We start from the raw sequence: 20099 nt of genomic DNA, 5'->3' as shown, positions 1-20099 counted from the left end.
ACATCCAGCCGGGGGGTACAACTGCGCCCTCGAACGTCTCCGAAAAGACGCACGAGGGCACAGGAAAGCAAGGGTGAAGCGGCGATCCGTCCCGCACAACCAAGGTGGACCGCCCAGGCGGCGCGGACTGTGTGATGTACAGCTCGTGCCGCGTGTGACCTACAGCTCCTTGAAGAACGCCTCCGCCGTGTGCAGGAAGATGTCGTTCGCCTCGTCCTCCCCGATCGTCACGCGCAGCCCCTCGCCGGCGAACGGCCTGACGACGACGCCGGCCTTCTCACAGGCCGCCGCGAAGTCGGCCGTACGCTCGCCCAGCCGCATCCAGACGAAGTTCGCCTGGGTGTCCGGTACGTTCCAGCCCTGCTCGACCAGCGCCTCGTACACCCGCTTGCGCTCGCAGACCAGCGAACCGACCCGGCCGAGCAGCTCGTCCTCGGCCCGCAGCGAGGCGACCGCCGCGTCCTGCGCCAGCTGGCTCACACCGAACGGCACCGCCGTCTTGCGCAGCGCGGCCGCCACCGGCTCGTGCGCGACGGCGAAGCCGACCCGCAGCCCGGCCAGTCCGTACGCCTTGGAGAAGGTACGCAGCACCGCCACGTTGGGGCGGTCGCGGTAGAGCTCGATGCCGTCCGGCACGTCCTCGTCGCGCACGAACTCCCGGTACGCCTCGTCCAGCACCACCAGCACGTCCGAGGGCACCCGGTCCAGGAACCGCTCCAGCTCGGCCCTGCGCACCGCCGTGCCGGTCGGGTTGTTGGGGTTGCAGACGAAGATCAGCCGGGTCCGCTCGGTGATGGCGGCGGCCATCGCGTCCAGGTCGTGCACGTCGCCGTCGGTCAGCGGCACCTCCACCGCCGTGGCGCCGCTGATCCGCGTGATGATCGGGTACGCCTCGAACGACCGCCAGGCGTAGATCACCTCGTCGCCCGGCCCCGAGGTCGCCTGGAGCAGCGACTGCGCCACCCCGACGGACCCGGTACCGGTCGCGATGTGCGACACGGGCACGCCGAACCGGTTCGCCAGTTCGTTCATCAGGCCGGTACAGGCCATGTCCGGGTAACGGTTGAAATTACCGGCGGCGGCGATCACGTCTTCCAGCACGCCGGGCAGCGGCGGATACGGGTTCTCGTTGGAGGACAGCTTGTACGCCACCGGTCCCCCGGCAGCGGCAGGCTTCCCCGGCTTGTAGGTGGGGATGCCTTCCAGCACCGCGCGCAGCTTGGGACTCGTCTCGCTCACTCTGGGTCCTCCTAGACCGTACCTGCCACCAATACTTCTCACCTTATGAGGATTGGGCTCTCCTGCGAACAGCCGGGCGCACGGAATGGGGGGAGCGCTCCCCGTGGTGGCGCGCGCCGGTGGCTCACTCCGTGGCGCGCGTCCCCCGTGAAGGTGAGTTGAGACCTCTTCGAGACATGGACCACTGGGCAGGACCGTGCCGGTCGACAGGCGTGACTGACCGGCCGAGTTTACCAACTGCCTTGTTTTCAAAGGCTGTTGGGCCGCTATAGCCTTGCAGAAACGTGCCTGTCAACGGCTGCATATGCATCCGCCCTAACCAGCCGTCCGAGCCCTACTATCGGCTCGCCATGACAGCAGCAGGGAAGCATCAGGTGAGCCGGACGGAAACCCCCCGGCGGAGCACCAGGCCAGGACGAGCAGGCATTCGGGACGTCGCCGCCGCAGCCGGTGTCTCCATCACGACGGTCTCCGACGCGCTCAACGGCAAGGGCCGGCTCCCGGACGCCACCCGCAGCCATGTTCGCGAGGTCGCCGAGAGACTGGGCTACCGCCCGTCCGCGGCCGCCAGAACCCTCCGTACCGGCAAGTCGGGCCTCATCGGCCTGACCGTGACCACCTACGGGGATGAACCTTTCACCTTCACCGAATTCGCGTACTTCGCCGAGATGGCGCGAGCGGCGACCTCCGCCGCACTCGCCCGCGGGTACGCCCTAGTCATCCTCCCCGCCACCTCCCGGCACGACGTCTGGTCGAACGTCGCCCTCGACGGCACCGTCGTCATCGACCCGTCCGACCAGGACGCGGTCGTCACCGAGCTCGTACGCCAGGGCCTTCCCGTCGTCTCCGACGGCCGGCCTGCCGGCACCCTGCCCGTGACCGCCTGGGTCGACAACGACCACGAAGCAGCCGTCCTCGACCTGCTCGACCACCTCGCCGACGCCGGAGCCCGCCGCATCGGACTGCTCACCGGCAACACCACCGACACCTACACCCGCCTGTCCACCGACGCGTACCTGCGCTGGTGCGAGCGCGTCGGGCAGGACCCCGTCTACGAGTCCTACCCGGCCCACGACCCCTGCGCGGGCGCCGTGGCCGCCGACCGGCTGCTCGCCCGTCCCGACCGGCCCGACGCCGTGTACGGGCTCTTCGACCCCAACGGCACCGACCTCCTCGCGGCGGCCCGCCGCTACGGACTGCGCGTACCGGAGGACCTGCTGCTCGTCTGTTGCAGCGAATCCACCGTGTACGCCGCCACCGACCCGCCCATCACCACGCTGTCCCTCAAACCGCGCCGCATCGGCACGGCGGTGGTCCAGCTCCTCATCGACGCCATCGAAGGCATCAATACTGACAGTCCCGTCGAACAGGTGATACCTACCGAACTCATCGTCCGGACGTCCTCACAGCGCCGGCCGCCACGCACCACGGTGAGCCCGCCGCGCTCACCTGCCGGGGACTGACCTCCCCAATTGGGACGAAACAACCGCCGAACGTCCAGCGCACACGGATTCACCACCCCTGGTGCGTCACAGAGCACGAGCCTCATTCCTATGATGGGCGCACGACACCGCGGACCAACCACGACCAGGTGGGACCCAAAGGTGTACGGCGGCGCGCGACGGTGGTGGAGGGGTCGATGACTCAGGGGGCCGGTCAGGGACCCGCGGTGCGGACGGCGACATTGCGGGACTTCCGCGTACCTCCGTACGCCCAGGCCCCCGATCCCGCGCACACGAACGCATACGGCAACAACTACGCGAGCCCCTACGGGAGCGCCTACGCCGTCGACGAGGAGCCGGAGGGGTACACGCCCACACAGCGCGACCTCCCGGTGATCAGCCGCGGCGGTCCGGGCGACACGCTCCAGGTCGCCGTGGAGCCGGCGCCCGAGCCGAAGCCCGCCGCCGGCGAGGGCCTCGGCCCGCTGTTCGTCGTCGGTGACGTGCACGGCTACCTCGACGAGCTGTACGCCGCCCTCGCCGCCCAGGGGCTCATCGACGCCGAGGGCCACTGGGCGGCGGGCAACGCCCGGCTCTGGTTCCTCGGCGACTTCACCGACCGCGGCCCGGACGGCATCGGCGTCATCGACCTCGTGATGCGGCTGTCCGCCGAGGCCGCGGCCGCCGGCGGCTACTGCAAGGCCCTGATGGGCAACCACGAGCTGCTGCTCATCGGCGCCAAGCGGTTCGGCGACACACCCGTCAACTCCGGTGCGGGCACCGCCACTTTCCAGGCCGCCTGGCTGCTCAACGGCGGCCAGAAGGCCGACATGGACCGGCTCCAGGACGTACACCTCCAGTGGATGTCCCGGCTCGACGCGGTGGCTCTGGAGGACGCGCATCTGCTGACGCACTCCGACACGACGGCCTACCTCGACTACGGCAGCACCATCGAGGACGTGAACGACACAGTCCACGCCATTCTCACGCGCAATGACGCCGACGAGTGCTGGGACGTCTTCCGCAAGCTCACCAAGCGTTTCGCCTTCCGCGACGAGGGCGGGGCCCAAGCGGTGCGCGAGCTCCTCGAAGCGTACGGCGGCGAACGCATCGTCCATGGTCACAGCCCCATTCCCTATTTGCTGGGCGAAGTGGGCAATGAGAGCGCGGACGACGGTGACGACAATTCCGGGCCGGTCGTGGAAGGCCCGCACGTGTACGCCGACGGCCTCGCCATCGCCATGGACGGCGGCGTGACCATGGCCGGAAAGCTGCTGGTGGTCCAACTCCCCCTGCATGGCTGAACCCTGCGGGGGAAGGCGCGGCCATATACACGCCGCACTTACCACTGGGCCTATTTCCGGAAACCCCCTGTCACCCCGTGCCGTAGGCGCTCTACCATCGGCTTATCCGTAGCAGGCTCTCCTCCGTTTCCGCCCATTGCCCGCCCGTCGCGGGTATTCCGGCCCTACGGAGCATCGGGGGATGCACATGAACAGCAGCGCTCCGCACCTGCTGGCCGAGGACCGCCCGGAATTCGAACGCGTCCTCGACGAGGCACTGGACACCGCTCATCACCGCCCGGAACTGACCGGCGTGGGGCAACGGCTGAACGCGACCCAGCTGCGCACCATGGCGATGAACGCCAGCGCGCTCATCACGGCCGCCGCGGCCACCGAGTACGCCCATTACGTGAAGGTCCGCGAGGAAGCACGCACGCCCGCCGCGGCAGCGTCCGGCACCGACGCCGTCACAGCCGTCTCAGCCGTCACCGGCACCGACGCCACCGGGACGACGGGCGCGGGCGCCGTCGCCGTCGTCGCCGTGCTGACTCCCGTCCTGGCGGGCACCGCGGCGGTGATCTTCCTGGTCGTGGGCTACCTCCTCACCATGCTCACGCCCGAACCGGCCTTCGCCCGCACGCTCCTGACGGCAGCCTGGATCTTCGGCGCGCTCGCCGCGGCCGGCATGATCGTCGCCGCCGTCGGCCTGTTGACGACAGCTCTGCGCAACGGGTCGGCGCAGTCGTCCGACGGACGGGGAGGCGAACGGACGAAAGAGGTGGAGCAGGCAGGGGAAGCCTGGCGCAACGCCCTGCTGGAGCGCGGCGTCGTACCGTTCCTGCGCGACGCCCTGGCCGATCCGGGTACGGCTCCGGCCGCTCCGGCGCCCCGCCGGCCCGCCGGCCGCATCCCCGACCTGGGTTACTCGCGGCCGGACTTCAGCAGCCCGGGCCCCGACGGAGGCACCACACCGGGGCCGCGCCCGAGCTTCTCCAGCCCGGACTTCTCCAGCCCGGACTTCGGCGGCCCGGACCACAAGCCCGAGTAACCGGCGGCCCGGTACGCGGCACCCGACTTACCCGGAAGCCGACGCACCCGGCACCCGACGTACCCGAACCCGCCTGCCCACCTGTCCTCTGTCCGTCTGCCCTGCGCCCCCTACAGCCGCCGTACGACCTGCGCCTGGGCGCGTTCCACCGCCGTGCGGCCGTGGACGTGCACCAGCGCCAGGTGGAACAGCGCGGGAGCCAGCGGTGCCCACCGGTGGATCCGGTCCGCACTCAGGACGTACCGGGTGACGTCCGCCGGGCGGAAGGGAACGAACTCCGTCGCCTGGTGCTCCCACCGGTCGGCGACGCCCCGGCTCATGCGGGCCTGGACGCCTTCGCGGGTCAGCGTCCTGAGCCGCGCGTAGAAGTGCGCGCTCCAGTGGCGCTTGTCGACGTCGAGCACGAAGGCCAGGAGGACGAGGGAGTACTCGTTCGGCTCCAGGGACAGTTCCTCGCGCATCCCGCGCCGGGCGACGGCGTACAGGTCGGGCGCGTTGCGGCCGGCGGAGTCGATGTGGCGGGACAGGCCCTCGTTCACCGAGGAGTTCCACACACCCGGCGCCATGCGCACCCGGTCACTGCGGCGGCTGACCACCAGCATGTCGTCGGCGGTGACGACGGCGACGTTCGCGGCGAAGCTGCACTGGAGGAAGGCCGGGGCCCGGAGCGGATGGTCCGGGTCGAGGTAGCGCGAGCGGGGAGTGCCGCCGCCGGGCAGCCGGCGGTCGAGCTGCTGGGCCGCGAGAAACGTGTAGTAGTCCGTGGGGCGCAGCCGCAGGTGGACCTCCGGGCGCTCGTCGAGAGCGGTACGGGAGATGTCGAACGCCTCGACGGCGTACCGCGGACCGTTCCACACGGGCGTGAGCCCCTCGGCCCCCGACAGCTCGCTCTCGGCCTCGATCTCCTCGCGCCAGCCCGCCATGTCCGGGGGAAGGGATATCTCCTCGTCGAGGACCTGGATGTGTACGGCCTCGCTGGTGATCACCGCCTGGCCGTCGCCCTCCACGATCAGGGCGGAGGTGCGCAGCGGCCCCAGGGCGAACGTCGTCCAGGCACGGCTGGGCTCCCCCCGCGCGCGCATGCTGCGGACCGCGCTCGCCGAGCGCCTGCGGATCCGGAACCAGGCGTCCTGCAAAGGCTGCTGAAACAGCGTGGCGAACACCATGCCCAGCACGGCGCCCACCACTCCATTGGCCACGTCGATTCCGCCCATGAGAGGGAGCGTAGACGCCAACGATCAAGGAAAGGGCGGCTCATGGCCCTTCCGTTATCGCGCACCCGGCGTCCGCCGTGGGCCCCCGCCGTCCGGTCGGCAGGGGCCCCTCGGTACCTCAGTCGGCGATCGGCAGGTAGACGCGGTTTCCGGCGGCGGCGAACTCCTTCGACTTCTCCGCCATGCCCGCCTCGATCTCGTCCTGCGTACCACCGTGCTCACGCCGGATGTCCTGGCTGATCTTCATCGAGCAGAACTTCGGACCGCACATGGAGCAGAAGTGGGCCGTCTTCGCCGGCTCGGCGGGGAGCGTCTCGTCGTGGAACGAGCGCGCCGTGTCCGGGTCCAGGGCCAGGTTGAACTGGTCCTCCCAGCGGAACTCGAAGCGGGCGTCCGACAGCGCGTCGTCCCACTCCTGCGCCCCCGGGTGGCCCTTCGCCAGGTCCGCCGCGTGGGCCGCGATCTTGTACGTGATGACGCCGGTCTTCACGTCGTCCCGGTTGGGCAGGCCCAGGTGCTCCTTGGGCGTGACGTAGCAGAGCATCGCCGTGCCCCACCACGCGATCATCGCCGCGCCGATGCCGGACGTGATGTGGTCGTACGCCGGGGCCACGTCCGTGGTGAGCGGGCCGAGCGTGTAGAACGGCGCCTCCTCGCAGATCTCCTGCTGGAGGTCGATGTTCTCCTTGATCTTGTGCATCGGGACGTGCCCCGGGCCCTCGATCATGGTCTGTACGTTGTGACGCTTGGCGATCGTGTTGAGTTCCCCGAGGGTCCTCAGCTCGGCGAACTGCGCCTCGTCGTTGGCGTCCGCGATCGATCCGGGCCGCAGGCCGTCACCGAGCGAGTACGTCACGTCGTACGCGGCGAGGATGTCGCAGAGCTCCTCGAAGTTCTCGTACAGGAACGACTCCTTGTGGTGCGCCAGGCACCACGCCGCCATGATCGAGCCACCGCGCGAGACGATGCCGGTCTTGCGGCGGGCGGTCAGCGGCACGTACGGCAGGCGCACGCCGGCGTGGACCGTCATGTAGTCGACGCCCTGCTCGGCCTGCTCGATGACCGTGTCCTTGTAGATCTCCCAGGTCAGCTCCTCCGCCCGGCCGTCGACCTTTTCGAGGGCCTGGTAGAGCGGGACGGTGCCGATCGGGACGGGGGAGTTGCGCAGCACCCACTCGCGCGTGGTGTGGATGTTGCGGCCGGTCGACAGGTCCATGACCGTGTCGGCGCCCCACTTGGTCGCCCAAGTCATCTTGTCCACCTCCTCCTCGATGGAGGAAGTGACCGCCGAGTTGCCGATGTTGGCGTTGACCTTCACCAGGAACCGCTTACCGATGATCATCGGCTCGATCTCCGGGTGGTTGACGTTCGCCGGCAGCACCGCGCGGCCCGCCGCGATCTCCTCGCGCACGACCTCGGGCGCCACGTTCTCGCGGATCGCCACGAACTCCATCTCGGGCGTGATGTCCCCGCGACGGGCGTACGCGAGCTGCGTGACCGCCTGTCCGTCGCGGCCCCGGCGGGGCTGGCGCGGGCGGCCCGGGAAGACCGCGTCGAGGTTCTTGAGGCCGCCGCGCGGCGACGTGTGCTTGATCCCGTCGTCCTCGGGACGGACCGGGCGGCCCGCGTACTCCTCGGTGTCGCCGCGCCCGATGATCCAGTTCTCGCGCAGGGGCGCGAGTCCGCGGCGTACGTCCGTCTCGATGGTGGGGTCGGTGTACGGGCCGGACGTGTCGTACAGCCTCACGTCCTTCCCGTTGGTGAGGTGCACCTGCCGGACCGGCACGCGCAGGTCCGCACGGGTGCCCTCGGGCCCCGTGACGTACCCCTTGTGCCAGCCCGGCTTGCGGCCGTCCTGGCTGGTGGCAGGCGTGTGTGCATCCGCTGTGGTCATGAGACCTACTCCCTACGCCGGCATTACCCGGTAACAGGTTCGGCGGTCGACGCAGCGGCTTTCGTACGGTTTCACGTACGAAGGTCAGCGTCCTCTCAGCCCGGTGCTCCGAGCTCCCGCGTGTGCAAAGGTGCCCCCACGCTAGCGCCCCTTCTGGCGCGCTGAACAGAGGGCCCCCGTCGTTCTTGCGATGATCGGTCGGTGACGTCCCCACAGCCAACGCCCGAATTCCACGGCCACACCCACAGCCACGGGCCCGCCGCGCCCGTCTCCAAGCACCTGCGCAAGGTCATCGCGGCGGTGCTGATCCCCTTCGCCACCGCCGTCCTCGTCGGCCTCGTCGTGCTCTGGCCCGGCGGCGCCCCCGAACACGAGCGCACCGGTGTCGGATTCGACCGGCAGACCGTGTCCGGCAAGGTCACGGACGTACAGCAGGTCGACTGCAAGGATGTGAACGCCGCCCAGGTCCCACCGACCGGCGACACCTCCACGCCGTCCGGCCGCGAGGCCCAGCAGGGCACCTGCGAGAAGGCGACGATCGAGGTGACGTCCGGCAAGGACAAGGGCCGCGAGTTCACCGAGATCGTCCAGCCCGACGCCCCGAGACAGCTCAACGAGGGACAGGGCGTGGTCGTGGCGTACGCACCCGACGCGCCCCGCGACCTCCAGTACTCGGTGACGGACGTGGACCGGGGCGTCCCGATGGCGCTGCTCGCCGGGATCTTCGCGCTCGCCGTGGTCGCGGTCGGACGGATGAAGGGCGTGATGGCGCTGATCGCGCTCGCCGCGTCCTTCGCGGTCCTGACGCTGTTCATCCTCCCCGCGATCCTCCAGGGCTCGAATCCGCTGGTCGTCGCGGTCGTCGGGGCGAGCGCCATCATGCTCATCGCGCTCTACGCCTGCCACGGCCTGACCGCCCGCACGTCCGTCGCCGTCGTCGGCACGCTCATCTCGCTGCTGCTGATCGGGCTGCTCGGCTCGCTGTTCATCGACTGGGCCTATCTGAGCGGCAACACGGACGACAACACCGGGCTCATCCACGGCCTCTACCCGGACATCGACATGAGCGGCCTGCTGCTCGCCGGCATCATCATCGGCTCGCTCGGTGTGCTCGACGACGTGACGGTCACCCAGACGTCGGCGGTCTGGGAACTCCACCAGGCGGACCCGGAGATGGGCCCGCGCGCCCTCTACCGGGCCGGTATCCGCATCGGCCGCGACCACATCGCGTCCGTCGTCAACACGCTGGTCCTCGCGTACGCGGGCGCCGCGCTGCCGCTGCTGCTGCTCTTCTCGATCGCGCAGAGCAGCGTCGGTACGGTCGCCAACAGCGAGCTGGTGGCGGAGGAGATCGTACGGACCCTGGTCGGCTCGATCGGTCTGGTCGCCTCGGTGCCGGTGACGACCGCGCTCGCGGCGCTGGTCGTTTCGGCCGACCGGCCGGCGCCGGAGGGAGCCGGCACGCCCGCACCCGCCCGCACGGGCGCGCTCGGGGGAGGCGGCAGGGGCCGGCGCCGCAAGCGCTGACTGCCGCCGAGGGGCTCGGCCGACGTACCGAGGGGCTCGGCCGACGTTCCGTGGGGCTCAGCCGGCGTTCCGCTCCTCGGCGAGGATGCGGCCGAGCGCGTCCTCCAGGTTCCCCTCGAAGTCACCGAGGGCGCACTCCTGCCCGAGGGGCACCAGCTTGTCCGTACGGTCGAGAAAGGCCACCAGCGGAGCGGCGCTCGCCCGGAACAGCGCGCGGTCACCGGCGACCTGGAGGCGGATGTGGACGTCCACCAGCTCGTCGGGATCGGTCGGCGCGATGCGCACATCGCCTTCGCCGCACGGCTTGCTGAGACCGTCGAGCAGCAGCTCCCGGCCGAACGCCCAGGTGACGGGATCGTCGCCGGGCAGGTGGAACGTCATGCGGACCGCGTACGGATCCATGGTCACGTACCGGAGCTCCACAGGGATCCGGAAAGAGAGCTCCTCCGAGACCAGGAAGCTCATCATGACCTCTGCCTGAACCGACTCGCGCATCGCTTTTAACCCCGCACATAGTGAAGCTGGCCGCAGTAGTGAATCTGGCCAGGAATGGTCCCCCCTGGCCCCCTTGACGCCATCGTGGTGGAAGCGCTAGCAGATCACAAGGAGTGAGTTTTCAGATACTGATAGAGAACATGAGCGAAGTCGGCAGTCCCCCCACCGCACGGCGTAGTTGATCGACGGCGGGCAGCAGCCGGTGCTCCTCTTCGACGGGGAGAGAAATGGCCATGGTCGCGACGGTCGAGCCGACCCTGAGAGGCAGGGCCGCGCAGACCGAACCGATCGCGTACTCCTCGCGTTCCACGACGGGCCGCTGCCGTTCCGTCGCGGCCAGCCGCTTCAGCAGGAGCCCCCGGTCGCGGACGGAGTTCGGGGTGAGCGGCTCGACCGGATGACGGCTCAGGTGGTCCCGGCGGGACTCCTCGTCGAGCTGGCTCAGCAGGCACTGGCCCAGAGCGTGGGCGTGACCGGTGTCGCGGAAGTCGGCCCACTCCTCGACAGCGGGCGACGACGGCCCCTCGGCGACCGCGACCAGCTCGATCTCGCCGTCGCGGTAGAGCGCGAAGTAGACGGGTACGCCGATCGCGTCCCGCCACTGCTCCAGACAATCGGTGATCATGCCGCGCCGGTGATGGCGCGCGCCCGTGCCCGCCAGCCGCACGGCCGCCTCACCGAGGACGAACACCCCCTGCTCGCGCCGCAGATAGCCCTCGTGCGCCAGCGTGCGCAACAGGTGGTAGGCGGTGGGGAGAGGGAGGCCGGCCTCCCGCGCCAGCTGCTTCGCCGGAGCCCCGTCGACGTGATCGGCCACCGCCTCCAGCAGGCGCAGTGCCCGTTGCACCGAACCGATCAAGGTCGGTGCGGTGGCGCTTTGGGCCGTAACCACAGGACGCACCCCCCAGGCGTACCGACGGGCCGCGTGCCCGCCTGAGGCATTCAGAGAATCGGCACTCTAACCGCCCGGCGCGGTCGCGCAGAGTGCTTCCCGGGCGCGGTCCCCCGGGTGGGCTAACGGCCGTACGGGCTACCAGTCGCCGCGCGACGAGGAGGACGACGCCATGAACTTCCGTACGACGTAGATCAGTCCGCCGACCAGGGCGACGAAGACGAGCACCTTGAAGAGGAGGCCGATCAGCAGGCCGATGGCGCTCAGGATCGCGCCGCCGAACACCACCAGGGCGATGACGGGCACCGCGATCCACTTCACCCACCACGGCATCCCCGCGAATATCTCCCGCACAGCCATCGCTTGCCTCTTCTCGCTCGCAGCTCTTCTCGGCAGCCGCTCTTCGCGGCTCTTCGTCGCAGCTGTTCTTGGCAGCTGTTCTTCCTGAGCTCGATGCTAGGGGTGAGGGGGTGGCCGGCGGGGGGCCCGCAGCCCTTGAAGACCCCTGATCGGACCCCTAGGGAACCCGGAGTCCGCGGCCTCAGCTCTCCGGCGGCGAGAAGACCACCATCACCCGCAGATCCTCGCTGATGTGGTGGAACTTGTGCGGCACCCCGGCCGGTACGTACACCACGCTGCCCCGCCCCACCTGAGTCGTCTCCATGCCGACGGTGATCGACGCGCGCCCGCTGACGACGAAGTACACCTCGTCCTCACGGTGCGGCTGCTGCGGGTCGCTCTCGCCCGCGTCCAGCGCGTACAGACCGACCGACATGTTCCTTTCCCTCAGGAATTGCAGATACGCGCCGTCGTTGGCCGCGCGCTCCGCCTCCAGCTCGTCCAGTCGGAATGCCTTCATCGTCCGTCCGCCCCTCGCCCTGCCGTGCACCGCTGTCCGGCACCGGCCATGTCTGCCACGATCAGACACATGATGAATTTCCTAGTCAAGACACTGGCCAACGCAGGGGCCCTGCTGGTAGCCATCTGGCTCGTCAACGACATCACACTGACCGGCGAGAGCACCGGCAAGAAGGCGCTGACGCTGATCATCGTCGCGCTCCTCTTCGGCCTGGTGAACTTCTTCGTCAAGCCCGTCGTGAAGCTGCTGTCCCTGCCCCTGTTCATCCTCACCCTCGGCCTGATCACCCTGGTGATCAACGCCCTGATGCTGCTGCTGACCTCCTGGCTGGCCGACCAGTTCAACCAGAACTTCCACGTCGAAGGCTTCTGGACCGCCGTACTCGGCGGCCTCATCATCAGCGTCGTCTCGTGGGCGCTCAACGTCATCCTGCCGGAGAAGGACTGACGCATGCACTCCGAGAACCCCACGGTCGGAGACGGCACCCGGGCGGTACGCGCGGGTCTTCCCGAACCCGTCGCGTACGAACCGACCCTTCCCGGACCGGTCTTCGCCGCGCACTACCACCTGCCGGGCGAGCCGACCGGCCCTTATACCTACGGACGCGACGAGAACCCCACCTGGACGCACCTGGAGCGGGCCATCGGGGAGCTGGAGGCGCCGGGGGAGGAGGGCGTCGAGACCGTCGTCTTCGCCTCCGGCATGGCAGCCGTCTCCGCCGTCCTGCTGTCGCAGACGCGGGCCGGCGACACCGTCGTACTGCCCGACGACGGCTACCAGGCCCTCGCGCTCGTACGCGAACAGCTCGCGGCGTACGACGTGAAGGTGCGCACCGCGCCGACCGGCGGCGACGCCCAGCTCGGCGAACTCGACGGGGCGCGGCTGCTGTGGATCGAGACGCCGTCCAACCCGGGGCTCGACGTGTGTGACATCCGCAGACTCGCGGACGCCGCGCACGCCGCCGGAGCGCTGGTCGCGGTCGACAACACCCTCGCCACTCCGCTCGGCCAGCGCCCTCTGGAACTCGGCGCCGACTTCTCCGTCGCCAGCGGCACCAAGGGCCTCACCGGCCACGGCGACGTCCTGCTCGGCTACGTGGCCTGCCGCGACGCCCGTCTCGCGGCTCGGGTACGGCGCTGGCGCAAGGTCGTCGGAGCCATCCCGGGTCCGATGGAGGCGTGGCTGGCGCACCGCTCCCTGGCCACCCTCCAGCTGCGCGCCGACAAGCAGGGCGCCAACGCGCTGGCGCTCGCCGAGGCGCTGCGCGGGCACCCGGCCGTGAGCGGGCTGCGCCACCCGGGGCTGCCCGGCGATCCGTCGCACGCCGTCGCGTCGCGCCAGATGCGCCGCTTCGGCTGCGTCGTCTCGTTCACGCTGCCCGACCGCGCGTACGCCGAGCGGTTCCTGGAAGGGCTGCGGCTCGCCGACGACGCGACCAGCTTCGGGGGCGTACGGTCCACCGCCGAGCGGCGCGGGCGCTGGGGCGGCGACGCCGTACCGGAGGGCTTCGTCCGCTTCTCCGTCGGCGCCGAAGACGCCGAGGACCTGGTGGCGGACGTACTGCGCGCGCTCGACGAGGCCGCGCCGTAACGCGGGCGTCGCGCGTACAGCCGTGACGCGGCTCGCGCGTACGCCGGACCGGGGCTCGCGCACGCCGACCCCGGGCTCGCGCATACAGCCTTGACGGGGCTCGCGCACCCTGGCGCGACGCGGCCCCCGCACGTGACGGACGGTCCGAGCCTCCCCCCTCATGGCTCGGACCGTCCCGGTTCCACGCGCGAAGAACCGCGGAATCAAGGCTAGTTGACTCTGCGTCAGTGTCCAATCACGCTAGCGACAGCGACCTATCGACATATTTATAGTTGTGACCGTCGGCGACCTCGCCGGGACGGGAGACCGCGCCATGGACCTGGCTCTGCTCCGCACGTTCGTCACAGTGCACCGGGCCGGTTCCTTCACGCGCGCAGCCGCCCTCCTGGGTCTCTCCCAGCCCGCCGTGACCAGCCAGATACGCACCCTGGAGCGGCAAGTGGGCCGCCCCCTCTTCCTCCGCCAGGCCCGCGGCGTCACCCCCACCCCCGTCGGCGACGAACTCGCGCACCGCGCCGCTCCGCACCTCGACGCGCTCGTCGAGATCACCGAAGCGGGCCTCGACGAGGATTCCGGCGTACGGACCCTGCACCTCGCGGGGCCGCCGGAATTCACCTCCGTACGCGTCCTGCCCACCCTCTCCCCGCTCATCGCCCAGGGCCTCACGCTGCGCACCTCCTTCGGCAACGCCGAGGAGACCCTGGAGGGCCTCGCCGCCGGCCACCACGACCTGGCCGTCTCCACCGACCGCCCGCGCGGCACCGTCCTGACCGGGACGGCCCTGTGCGACGAGGAGCACGTCCTGGTCGCCGCCCCGCGCTGGGCCGGGCGGATCGGCCCCGGCCTGCTGCGCCGCAAGGGGCCAGGGGTGCTGGAGCACCTGCCGGTGGTGGAGGTCCACGAGTCACTGCCGCTGGTCACCCGCTACTGGACCACCGTCTTCGACACCCGGCCGACCGCCGCGGGCACCGTCGTCGCCCCCGACCTGCGCGCCGTGCTGCACGCCACGGCCGCGGGCGCGGGAATCGCCGTACTGCCCCGGTATCTCTGCGAGGAGGCACTGGAGAGAGGCGAGATCGTGGCCCTCTTCGACCCGCCGGTCCCGCCGCTGCGCACCTATTTCCTCGCCGTACGCACCGGCACGCTCGCCCTTGCGCACATCGCTCGGGCGCACGAGTGGCTGCTGCGCGCCGCGACCGACTGGTCCTGAGGCGACGTACAACAACGGTGCGGGGAGTTTCAGAACCGGTGAGCTGGGCCACTGTATTGCCATGACCGGCACCTCTTTCCCCGAGGGGACCACCCCCGCACCTCCGAGGCCCGTGGTCAAGCGCACCGCCCGCGCCATCCTGCTCGACGGTGACGACCTGATCCTCATCAAGCGCACCAAGCCGGGCGTCGACCCGTACTGGCTCACCCCGGGCGGCGGCGTCGAACCCGAGGACGCCACCGTCGTCGAGGCCCTGCACCGCGAACTCGACGAGGAACTCGGCGCGAAGATCACCGACGTGGTGCCCTGCTTCGTCGACACCGTCGAGCACATCGCGGGCGGCGGGGTGACGGGCGTCAAAGTGCAGCACTTCTTCGTCTGCCGGCTGGAGTCCATGGACCCCGCCCGGCGGCACGGCCCCGAGATCGACGAGCCGTGCGGCGAGTACGAGATCGTACGGGTGCCCTTCAGCCGCGTCGGGATCGCGGCGGTGCACCTCGTGCCGCTGTCGCTGCGGCACTACCTGGACGGCAACATCGAGGGCGTACGGGCCATGCACGCCCACGACCTGGGGTGAGGGCCCCGACGCGGGGCGCCGTGCGCTGCGGCGGGGCGCTCGCGCGAGGTCCCCGGCACAGGACTGCGGGCGCTGCCGCTACTCGCCCGCGGCCACCAGTTCTTCGATGGAGTCGTGGCGGATGCGCTCGCCCGGAATACCCAGGTTCCTGAGGGCGTCGACACCGCTGCGGATCATGCCGGGCGGGCCGGACAGGTAGGCGTCGTGGGAGTTCCACGGTCCGTACTCCAGGACGGCGTCCGGGAAGTGCGTCCTGCCGTCGACCACCGGGTGCACCGAGAGCCACGAGTGGGACTGCTGGAGACGCAGCATGGTGTCGATGTCGTACAGGTCGTAGTCCGTGCGGGCGCCGTAGAAGACGTCGACGGGACGGCGCTCGCCGTGCTCGGCCACGTCCTCGACGAGCGCCTTGATCGGCGCGATGCCGGTTCCGCCGCCCAGGCACAGCAGACCGCTGTCGGTGGTGTGGTCGACGGTCATCGAACCGGCCGGCGGGCCCAGGCGCACGGTGTCGCCGGGGCGGGCACGGTGGACCAGGGCGTTGGAGACCCAGCCCGCCGGGACCGCCTTGACGTGGAAGGACAGCAGCCCGTCGGGGCGGGGGGCCGCGGCGAAGGAGTAGTGCCGCCAGACCCGGGGCCACCACGGCGTCTCCAGGCTCGTGTACTGGCCGGCGAGGAAGGGGTACGGCTGGTCGGGGCGCAGGGTGATGACCGCTATGTCGGGAGTGCGCAGGTCGTGCGAGACCACTTCGGCGTGCCACCAGGCGGGCGCGCGCAGCTCGTTCTCGGCGGCCGCGTCGATCATGATCTGGGAGATAGCGGTGTACGTACGGATCCACGCGGCTTCGGCCTCGTCGTCCCAGGTGTTCGTCGCGTACCGGGCCAGCGCCCCGAGGAGCGCCTCGCCGACCGCCGGGTAGTGGGACGCCTGGGTGCCGTACTTGCGGTGGCCGCGGCCGAGATTGCGCAGGTACTCGGTGAGGACCGGCTTGTTGTCGATGTGCTCGGCGGCGGTCAGCAGGGCCTTGAGGAGCCGGTCGCGCTGGGTGTCCATGGCGGCGGGGAAGAGCGAGCGCAGCTCGGGGTGACGGGTGAAGAGCAGCGCGTAGAAGTACGACGTGACCTTGCCGGCGTCTTCGCCGACGTCGGCCAGGGTGCGCCGGACGAGGGCCGCGTCAGGGGACGCGGGGGCTGCGGGGGCCGTGGCGGGGGGCGCGGGAGCCGCGGCGGGGGCGTGGGCCGCGGCGGCGGGTCCGGAGGCCGCGGCGGGGGCCCGGGGGTCGTGGCGGGGGCCGCCGACGCTTCAGCCTCGGGTGCGGGCCGGGCCTCAGGTGCGGGACGGGCCTCGGGTGCGGGACGGGTCTCAGGTGCGGGACGGGCCTCGGGTGCGGGACGGGTCTCAGGTGCGGGACGGGCCTCGGGCCGGACCTCGGGACGGGCCTCGGGGGCCGCGTCGTGCGCGGGGGCGGCCGGGCGCTGCGGGGAGCGGGTGGGCTGCGCGGCGGGCTGGGGGCGGGAGGCGCCGGTGCCCACCGGTCGTATCGCGGACACCGGGCGGCTGGGACGGCCCGCACCCTGCCCCGGTATCCGGCCCTGCCCCGCGTCGGCGCCCTGGCCGGGCGGCGACTCGGGCCCGGCGCCCGGCTTTCTGCGCGGCTTGAACCAGCCGCCGCCGCTCTCGTCGGAAGTGCCGTTGTCGGCCGACGTGGTGGTCGGAGCGTCCATTGATGTGCCTCGCCTCGAACAGCTTTCGGTCGGTCTCTCCGCACTTCCGGTACCGGAACGTGCTCGCGCTTTCCCCGCTCTGCTTCAGATCTGTGCCCGCTGGGGCTGTCTGTACTACCTGGCGTCGACTGCCGTCAGGTCTGTCGGCAGCCCACACTAAGCACTCCACTGCCCCCAATTGGGGTGAGGCGGACAGAAATGTGACATTGCCCGCAGTTCCCGTCGTCGCAGCATGCCAGGCACCACTTCCGGTTCGGACAAAGACCAGGAAGTCCGGGCATCCGAACCCGCTTTCTGGTTAGGCTCTTTTGCCCCATGCCTTGGGCGGTAATGGCCCGGGAGCAAACCGGAGTCGACACTACCGGCGGTAGCCCGGCGCACAAGCCCCCTGCCGAAGCCGCCCACCCCCGTCGGCCCGCGCCCACTTCGCGGCCAAACCCGGATTACTGGCGGGACCGCACCATTTCGTACGCCTCACGCAAATCACCACCCCGATAAGCCAGCACGGCAAGGTCCGACAGGTGGTGATCAGCATTGACGGCCACAGAAACAGGCACCGCCGCGAAGATCTCCGCGTCCGACATCGAATCCCCGTAAGCCACGCAGTCACTCCTAACCAGCCCGAATTCTTCACAGAGCCGATCTGCGATCTTCACTTTCGCGGCCGCGTTCAAGATCCCCGCCCGCTCCACCGGCTCCAGAAACGGCACCGCCGGCCAGCGCGAACCATGCGCCGCGTGCGCGCCCCACGCCAACAATCGCTCCACGAAGAAGTCCGGTGACAGAGAGATGACGGCGCAGTACTCACCGCGCGAGCGGATGTCCGCCCACACCTCCTCGATGCCCGACAACCAGGGCGCCCCCTCGAAAGCCGCCGCCACCTGAGCCTCGGTGAGCTCCCCCCACAGCTCCCTGGCCCGTACGGCGAACTCGTCGGGTGCCAGACCCCGCAGAAGGAATTCCCGCTCCAGCTCGGCGATCTCGGCACTGACACCCAGCTGACGGGAAATCTCGACCGCCGCCGCCGAGCCCCGCATCAGCGTTCCGTCGAGATCAAAGAGGTGAAGTCGCGTCATGTACGCCGAGGCTAGTACGCGCGGTTACTCCCCCTGCCGGACGCCGGACCCGCCCGCCACCGGGCAGCGTGTTTCACGTGAAACCACTCCCGCGCCCCGCACGCCGGGCACTCCTCGTCACACATCTCGCCGCTTCCGTGGGCTGGCTGGGCCTCACGGTCGGGCTGACCGCTCTCGGTATCACCGCCTGGACGACCGACTCCCCAGCCATGACCCGGTCCGCCTACACGGCCATGAAGGTCTTCGGCGACTGGCTGGTCACCCCCGTCGCACTGCTGTCACTGGGTACGGGACTGGCACTGTCCCTCGGCACACCGTGGGGCCTGGCCAGGTACCGCTGGGTGTGGGTGAAGTTCTGGCTGACCCTCGTCACCGGGGCAGCGACGGTCTTCGCGCTGCGGCCCGGCATCAGCGCGGCGGCCGCCCTCGGCGTCCCCGACAGCAGCCTCGTCGCCGCGCCGGTCGTCGCATCGAGCGCGTACCTGTTCATGACCGCGATCTCGGTCCTCAAGCCCTGGGGCCTCACCCGGCGCGGGCGGCGTTCCCGAGCCGTCTCCTCCTCTTCACGTAAAACGGTGGACGGGCGATCAGTACGTCAGCCAGCCTGATCCAATGCCGACTCCGCACGCCGAACTGCCCATCCGCCGACTGACCCTGGGCGACCTCACCGCCTGCGCCGACCTCTCGGAAGACCGCGGCTGGCCCCGCGAAGAGCACAAATGGGGCCTGCTGCTGACCGCCGGCACCGGCTACGGCATCGACGCGCCGGAAGGCAAGGGCCTCGCCGCGGCGAGTGTCGTCACCTCGTACGGCCCCCAGGACTCGTACACCCCCGGAGCCTCCGGCAAGACCGCACTCACCGCGATCGGCATGGTTCTCGTCGCGGAACGCCACGCACGGCAGGGCATCGGCCGCCGCCTGATGAAACACCTCATCGCCGGAGCAGGAACCACCCCGCTCACCCTGCACGCCACACCCAACGGCCGCCCGCTCTACGAAGAACTCGGCTTCGCCGTCACCGGCAGGGCCGAGATGGTCAGTGGCCACTTCCGTCCCTCCGGCTCCCCGTCCGACGTCCCGACCCGTCCCGCGACAGCCGACGACCTGCCGGCGATACTGCGCCTGGACGCCGAGGTGTTCGGCCAGGACCGCACCCACGTCCTCACGCGGCTGCCCGCCTTCGCCGACCAGATCCGGATCGCCGAGGACCGGAACGGCATCACCGGCTACGCGGCCGCCTGGCCCAACATGCAGACCCACGTCGTGGGGCCGCTGATCGCCAGGGACACCGAGACCGCCAAGGCACTCGTCGCCTCACTGGCCGCCGGTACGGACCGCCCGCTGCGCACCGACATCGACGTACGCCACGAGGAACTCCTGGAATGGGTGAAGGCGCACGGCCTGGAGCCGGTCGCCTTCAACGCCGTGATGACCTTCGGGATCCCCGCCCTCCCCGGCGACTGGACCCGCCGCTTCGCTCCCCTGACGGTCGCGGCGGGCTGAGGGAGCGCCGACGCGGGCTGACGGGCGGCGGCGACGGGCGGCGGGGCCCGGCCGTCGGCCCGGCTACCTGCCGAGTGCCTCGACGGCCGTGGTCGCGAACCCGTGATCCTGCTCGGGCGCCCCGCCGCCCACACCGATCGCCCCGACGAGTCGACCGTCGCGGTGGACCGGCACGCCGCCGGCGATGAACAGGAGCGGGCGGTCGAGCGCGGTCGGCAGCGTGTGGAAGAGCCCTCCGGGCTGAACGGCGTCGACCAGATCGGCCGTCGGAGCGTTCAGCTGGAGCGCGGTGTACGCCTTGCGGGTGCTGGTCTCGCCCGCGATCAGTACGGCCCTGTCGTCTCGCCGGAAGGCGAGCAGGTGGCCGCCCGCGTCGAGCACGGTGACGGCGACCGTGACGCCCGCCTCCTCGGCCGCGCGACGGGCCGCGTCAACGAGGGCTTCGGCGTCCTGAATGGTCAGCGGGACCACTGCGGTGGCTGTGGCTGTGGTGCTCATGGGGTGACTCCTTGGTTCTTGACGG

Annotated in this window: 20 protein-coding genes; 10 read left to right on the top strand and 10 right to left on the bottom strand. The window is 70.5% G+C overall.

What is annotated here, in order from left to right; translation table 11 throughout:
• Positions 1–159: 159 nt before the first annotated feature.
• The gene (gene hisC / locus AS594_RS17760) at positions 160–1239 is read right to left on the bottom strand and encodes a histidinol-phosphate transaminase (RefSeq protein WP_069932644.1); all 1080 of its coding nucleotides are present in this window, start codon (positions 1237–1239) and stop codon (positions 160–162) included.
• A gap of 350 nt (positions 1240–1589) precedes the next feature.
• Here hisC and AS594_RS17755 point away from each other — a divergent pair, with 350 nt between their 5' ends.
• From AS594_RS17755 to AS594_RS17745, 3 genes are all read left to right on the top strand, one after another.
• The gene (locus tag AS594_RS17755; RefSeq protein ID WP_069927983.1) at positions 1590–2702 is read left to right on the top strand and encodes a LacI family DNA-binding transcriptional regulator; all 1113 of its coding nucleotides are present in this window, start codon (positions 1590–1592) and stop codon (positions 2700–2702) included.
• Between the two features lie 161 nt (positions 2703–2863).
• Entirely contained in the window at positions 2864–3985 is a 1122-nt protein-coding gene (locus AS594_RS17750) for a metallophosphoesterase (RefSeq protein ID WP_244905369.1), read from the top strand.
• Positions 3986–4166: 181 nt separating this feature from the next.
• Complete coding sequence (locus AS594_RS17745; protein WP_069932646.1) at positions 4167–5012, top strand: hypothetical protein; 846 nt, start codon at positions 4167–4169, stop codon at positions 5010–5012.
• A 110-nt stretch (positions 5013–5122) separates the two neighbouring features.
• On the opposite strand, the gene AS594_RS17740 is transcribed toward AS594_RS17745, so the two are convergent.
• Both AS594_RS17740 and thiC read right to left on the bottom strand, forming a co-directional pair.
• Positions 5123–6226 (bottom strand): NUDIX hydrolase, encoded by a 1104-nt coding sequence (locus tag AS594_RS17740; protein ID WP_069932647.1) that lies wholly within the window; start codon positions 6224–6226, stop codon positions 5123–5125.
• Positions 6227–6344: 118 nt separating this feature from the next.
• A complete protein-coding gene (thiC, locus tag AS594_RS17735) occupies positions 6345–8120 on the bottom strand; it encodes a phosphomethylpyrimidine synthase ThiC (protein WP_069932648.1) in 1776 nt (591 codons plus the stop codon).
• A gap of 201 nt (positions 8121–8321) precedes the next feature.
• Here thiC and AS594_RS17730 point away from each other — a divergent pair, with 201 nt between their 5' ends.
• The gene (locus AS594_RS17730; RefSeq protein WP_069935152.1) at positions 8322–9647 is read left to right on the top strand and encodes a YibE/F family protein; all 1326 of its coding nucleotides are present in this window, start codon (positions 8322–8324) and stop codon (positions 9645–9647) included.
• Between the two features lie 57 nt (positions 9648–9704).
• Here the strand turns inward: AS594_RS17730 and AS594_RS17725 are convergent, their stop codons facing one another.
• From AS594_RS17725 to AS594_RS17710, 4 genes are all read right to left on the bottom strand, one after another.
• A complete protein-coding gene (locus AS594_RS17725; RefSeq protein ID WP_069932649.1) occupies positions 9705–10142 on the bottom strand; it encodes an SsgA family sporulation/cell division regulator in 438 nt (145 codons plus the stop codon).
• 121 nt (positions 10143–10263) lie between these two features.
• Positions 10264–11034, bottom strand: a complete 771-nt coding sequence (locus AS594_RS17720; protein ID WP_420877798.1) for an IclR family transcriptional regulator — start codon at positions 11032–11034, stop codon at positions 10264–10266.
• A gap of 138 nt (positions 11035–11172) precedes the next feature.
• Entirely contained in the window at positions 11173–11388 is a 216-nt protein-coding gene (locus AS594_RS17715; protein WP_069930579.1) for a DUF5326 family protein, read from the bottom strand.
• A 187-nt stretch (positions 11389–11575) separates the two neighbouring features.
• Entirely contained in the window at positions 11576–11893 is a 318-nt protein-coding gene (locus AS594_RS17710) for a cupin domain-containing protein (protein ID WP_069927976.1), read from the bottom strand.
• Between the two features lie 69 nt (positions 11894–11962).
• On the opposite strand from AS594_RS17710, the gene AS594_RS17705 reads away from it, so the two are divergent.
• From AS594_RS17705 to AS594_RS17690, 4 genes are all read left to right on the top strand, one after another.
• On the top strand, positions 11963–12340 hold the full coding sequence (locus AS594_RS17705) for a phage holin family protein (RefSeq protein ID WP_069927975.1): 378 nt from the start codon (positions 11963–11965) through the stop codon (positions 12338–12340).
• 3 nt (positions 12341–12343) lie between these two features.
• Positions 12344–13483 carry a cystathionine gamma-lyase gene (locus tag AS594_RS17700; RefSeq protein ID WP_069927974.1) on the top strand — a complete coding sequence of 380 codons (1140 nt, stop codon included), beginning with the start codon at positions 12344–12346 and terminating at the stop codon, positions 13481–13483.
• A 313-nt stretch (positions 13484–13796) separates the two neighbouring features.
• Entirely contained in the window at positions 13797–14693 is an 897-nt protein-coding gene (locus AS594_RS17695; protein WP_069930578.1) for a LysR family transcriptional regulator, read from the top strand.
• Between the two features lie 61 nt (positions 14694–14754).
• Positions 14755–15270: an NUDIX domain-containing protein gene (locus AS594_RS17690; RefSeq protein ID WP_079144542.1), complete on the top strand. Its 516-nt coding sequence runs from the start codon at positions 14755–14757 to the stop codon at positions 15268–15270.
• A gap of 78 nt (positions 15271–15348) precedes the next feature.
• On the opposite strand, the gene AS594_RS17685 is transcribed toward AS594_RS17690, so the two are convergent.
• The gene (locus tag AS594_RS17685; protein WP_338120168.1) at positions 15349–16326 is read right to left on the bottom strand and encodes a globin domain-containing protein; all 978 of its coding nucleotides are present in this window, start codon (positions 16324–16326) and stop codon (positions 15349–15351) included.
• A gap of 1114 nt (positions 16327–17440) precedes the next feature.
• Positions 17441–18073: an HAD family hydrolase gene (locus AS594_RS17680; protein WP_069927972.1), complete on the bottom strand. Its 633-nt coding sequence runs from the start codon at positions 18071–18073 to the stop codon at positions 17441–17443.
• Positions 18074–18150: 77 nt separating this feature from the next.
• Here AS594_RS17680 and AS594_RS17675 point away from each other — a divergent pair, with 77 nt between their 5' ends.
• Both AS594_RS17675 and AS594_RS17670 read left to right on the top strand, forming a co-directional pair.
• Positions 18151–18681 (top strand): DUF2269 domain-containing protein, encoded by a 531-nt coding sequence (locus tag AS594_RS17675; RefSeq protein WP_069927971.1) that lies wholly within the window; start codon positions 18151–18153, stop codon positions 18679–18681.
• A 4-nt stretch (positions 18682–18685) separates the two neighbouring features.
• Positions 18686–19576, top strand: a complete 891-nt coding sequence (locus AS594_RS17670; protein WP_069927970.1) for a GNAT family N-acetyltransferase — start codon at positions 18686–18688, stop codon at positions 19574–19576.
• A 63-nt stretch (positions 19577–19639) separates the two neighbouring features.
• Here AS594_RS17670 and AS594_RS17665 read toward each other — a convergent pair whose 3' ends face one another.
• Complete coding sequence (locus AS594_RS17665; RefSeq protein WP_069932650.1) at positions 19640–20074, bottom strand: GlcG/HbpS family heme-binding protein; 435 nt, start codon at positions 20072–20074, stop codon at positions 19640–19642.
• Positions 20075–20099: the final 25 nt, after the last annotated feature.

This window comes from Streptomyces agglomeratus (assembly GCF_001746415.1).
GTDB lineage: Bacteria > Actinomycetota > Actinomycetes > Streptomycetales > Streptomycetaceae > Streptomyces > Streptomyces agglomeratus.
This window is presented reverse-complemented; position numbering and strand designations above follow the sequence as displayed.

What these genes read in the sequence shown, in the direction of transcription:
- AS594_RS17755 (WP_069927983.1), top strand. Translation starts at nt 1,590, where the DNA reads ATGACAGCAGCAGGGAAGCATCAGGTGAGCCGGACGGAAACCCCCCGG.
- AS594_RS17745 (WP_069932646.1), top strand. Translation starts at nt 4,167, where the DNA reads ATGCACATGAACAGCAGCGCTCCGCACCTGCTGGCCGAGGACCGCCCG.
- AS594_RS17740 (WP_069932647.1), bottom strand. Translation starts at nt 6,226, where the DNA reads ATGGGCGGAATCGACGTGGCCAATGGAGTGGTGGGCGCCGTGCTGGGC.
- thiC (WP_069932648.1), bottom strand. Translation starts at nt 8,120, where the DNA reads ATGACCACAGCGGATGCACACACGCCTGCCACCAGCCAGGACGGCCGC.
- AS594_RS17725 (WP_069932649.1), bottom strand. Translation starts at nt 10,142, where the DNA reads ATGCGCGAGTCGGTTCAGGCAGAGGTCATGATGAGCTTCCTGGTCTCG.
- AS594_RS17710 (WP_069927976.1), bottom strand. Translation starts at nt 11,893, where the DNA reads ATGAAGGCATTCCGACTGGACGAGCTGGAGGCGGAGCGCGCGGCCAAC.
- AS594_RS17705 (WP_069927975.1), top strand. Translation starts at nt 11,963, where the DNA reads ATGATGAATTTCCTAGTCAAGACACTGGCCAACGCAGGGGCCCTGCTG.
- AS594_RS17700 (WP_069927974.1), top strand. Translation starts at nt 12,344, where the DNA reads ATGCACTCCGAGAACCCCACGGTCGGAGACGGCACCCGGGCGGTACGC.
- AS594_RS17695 (WP_069930578.1), top strand. Translation starts at nt 13,797, where the DNA reads ATGGACCTGGCTCTGCTCCGCACGTTCGTCACAGTGCACCGGGCCGGT.
- AS594_RS17690 (WP_079144542.1), top strand. Translation starts at nt 14,755, where the DNA reads ATGACCGGCACCTCTTTCCCCGAGGGGACCACCCCCGCACCTCCGAGG.
- AS594_RS17685 (WP_338120168.1), bottom strand. Translation starts at nt 16,326, where the DNA reads ATGGACACCCAGCGCGACCGGCTCCTCAAGGCCCTGCTGACCGCCGCC.
- AS594_RS17680 (WP_069927972.1), bottom strand. Translation starts at nt 18,073, where the DNA reads ATGACGCGACTTCACCTCTTTGATCTCGACGGAACGCTGATGCGGGGC.
- AS594_RS17670 (WP_069927970.1), top strand. Translation starts at nt 18,686, where the DNA reads ATGCCGACTCCGCACGCCGAACTGCCCATCCGCCGACTGACCCTGGGC.
- AS594_RS17665 (WP_069932650.1), bottom strand. Translation starts at nt 20,074, where the DNA reads ATGAGCACCACAGCCACAGCCACCGCAGTGGTCCCGCTGACCATTCAG.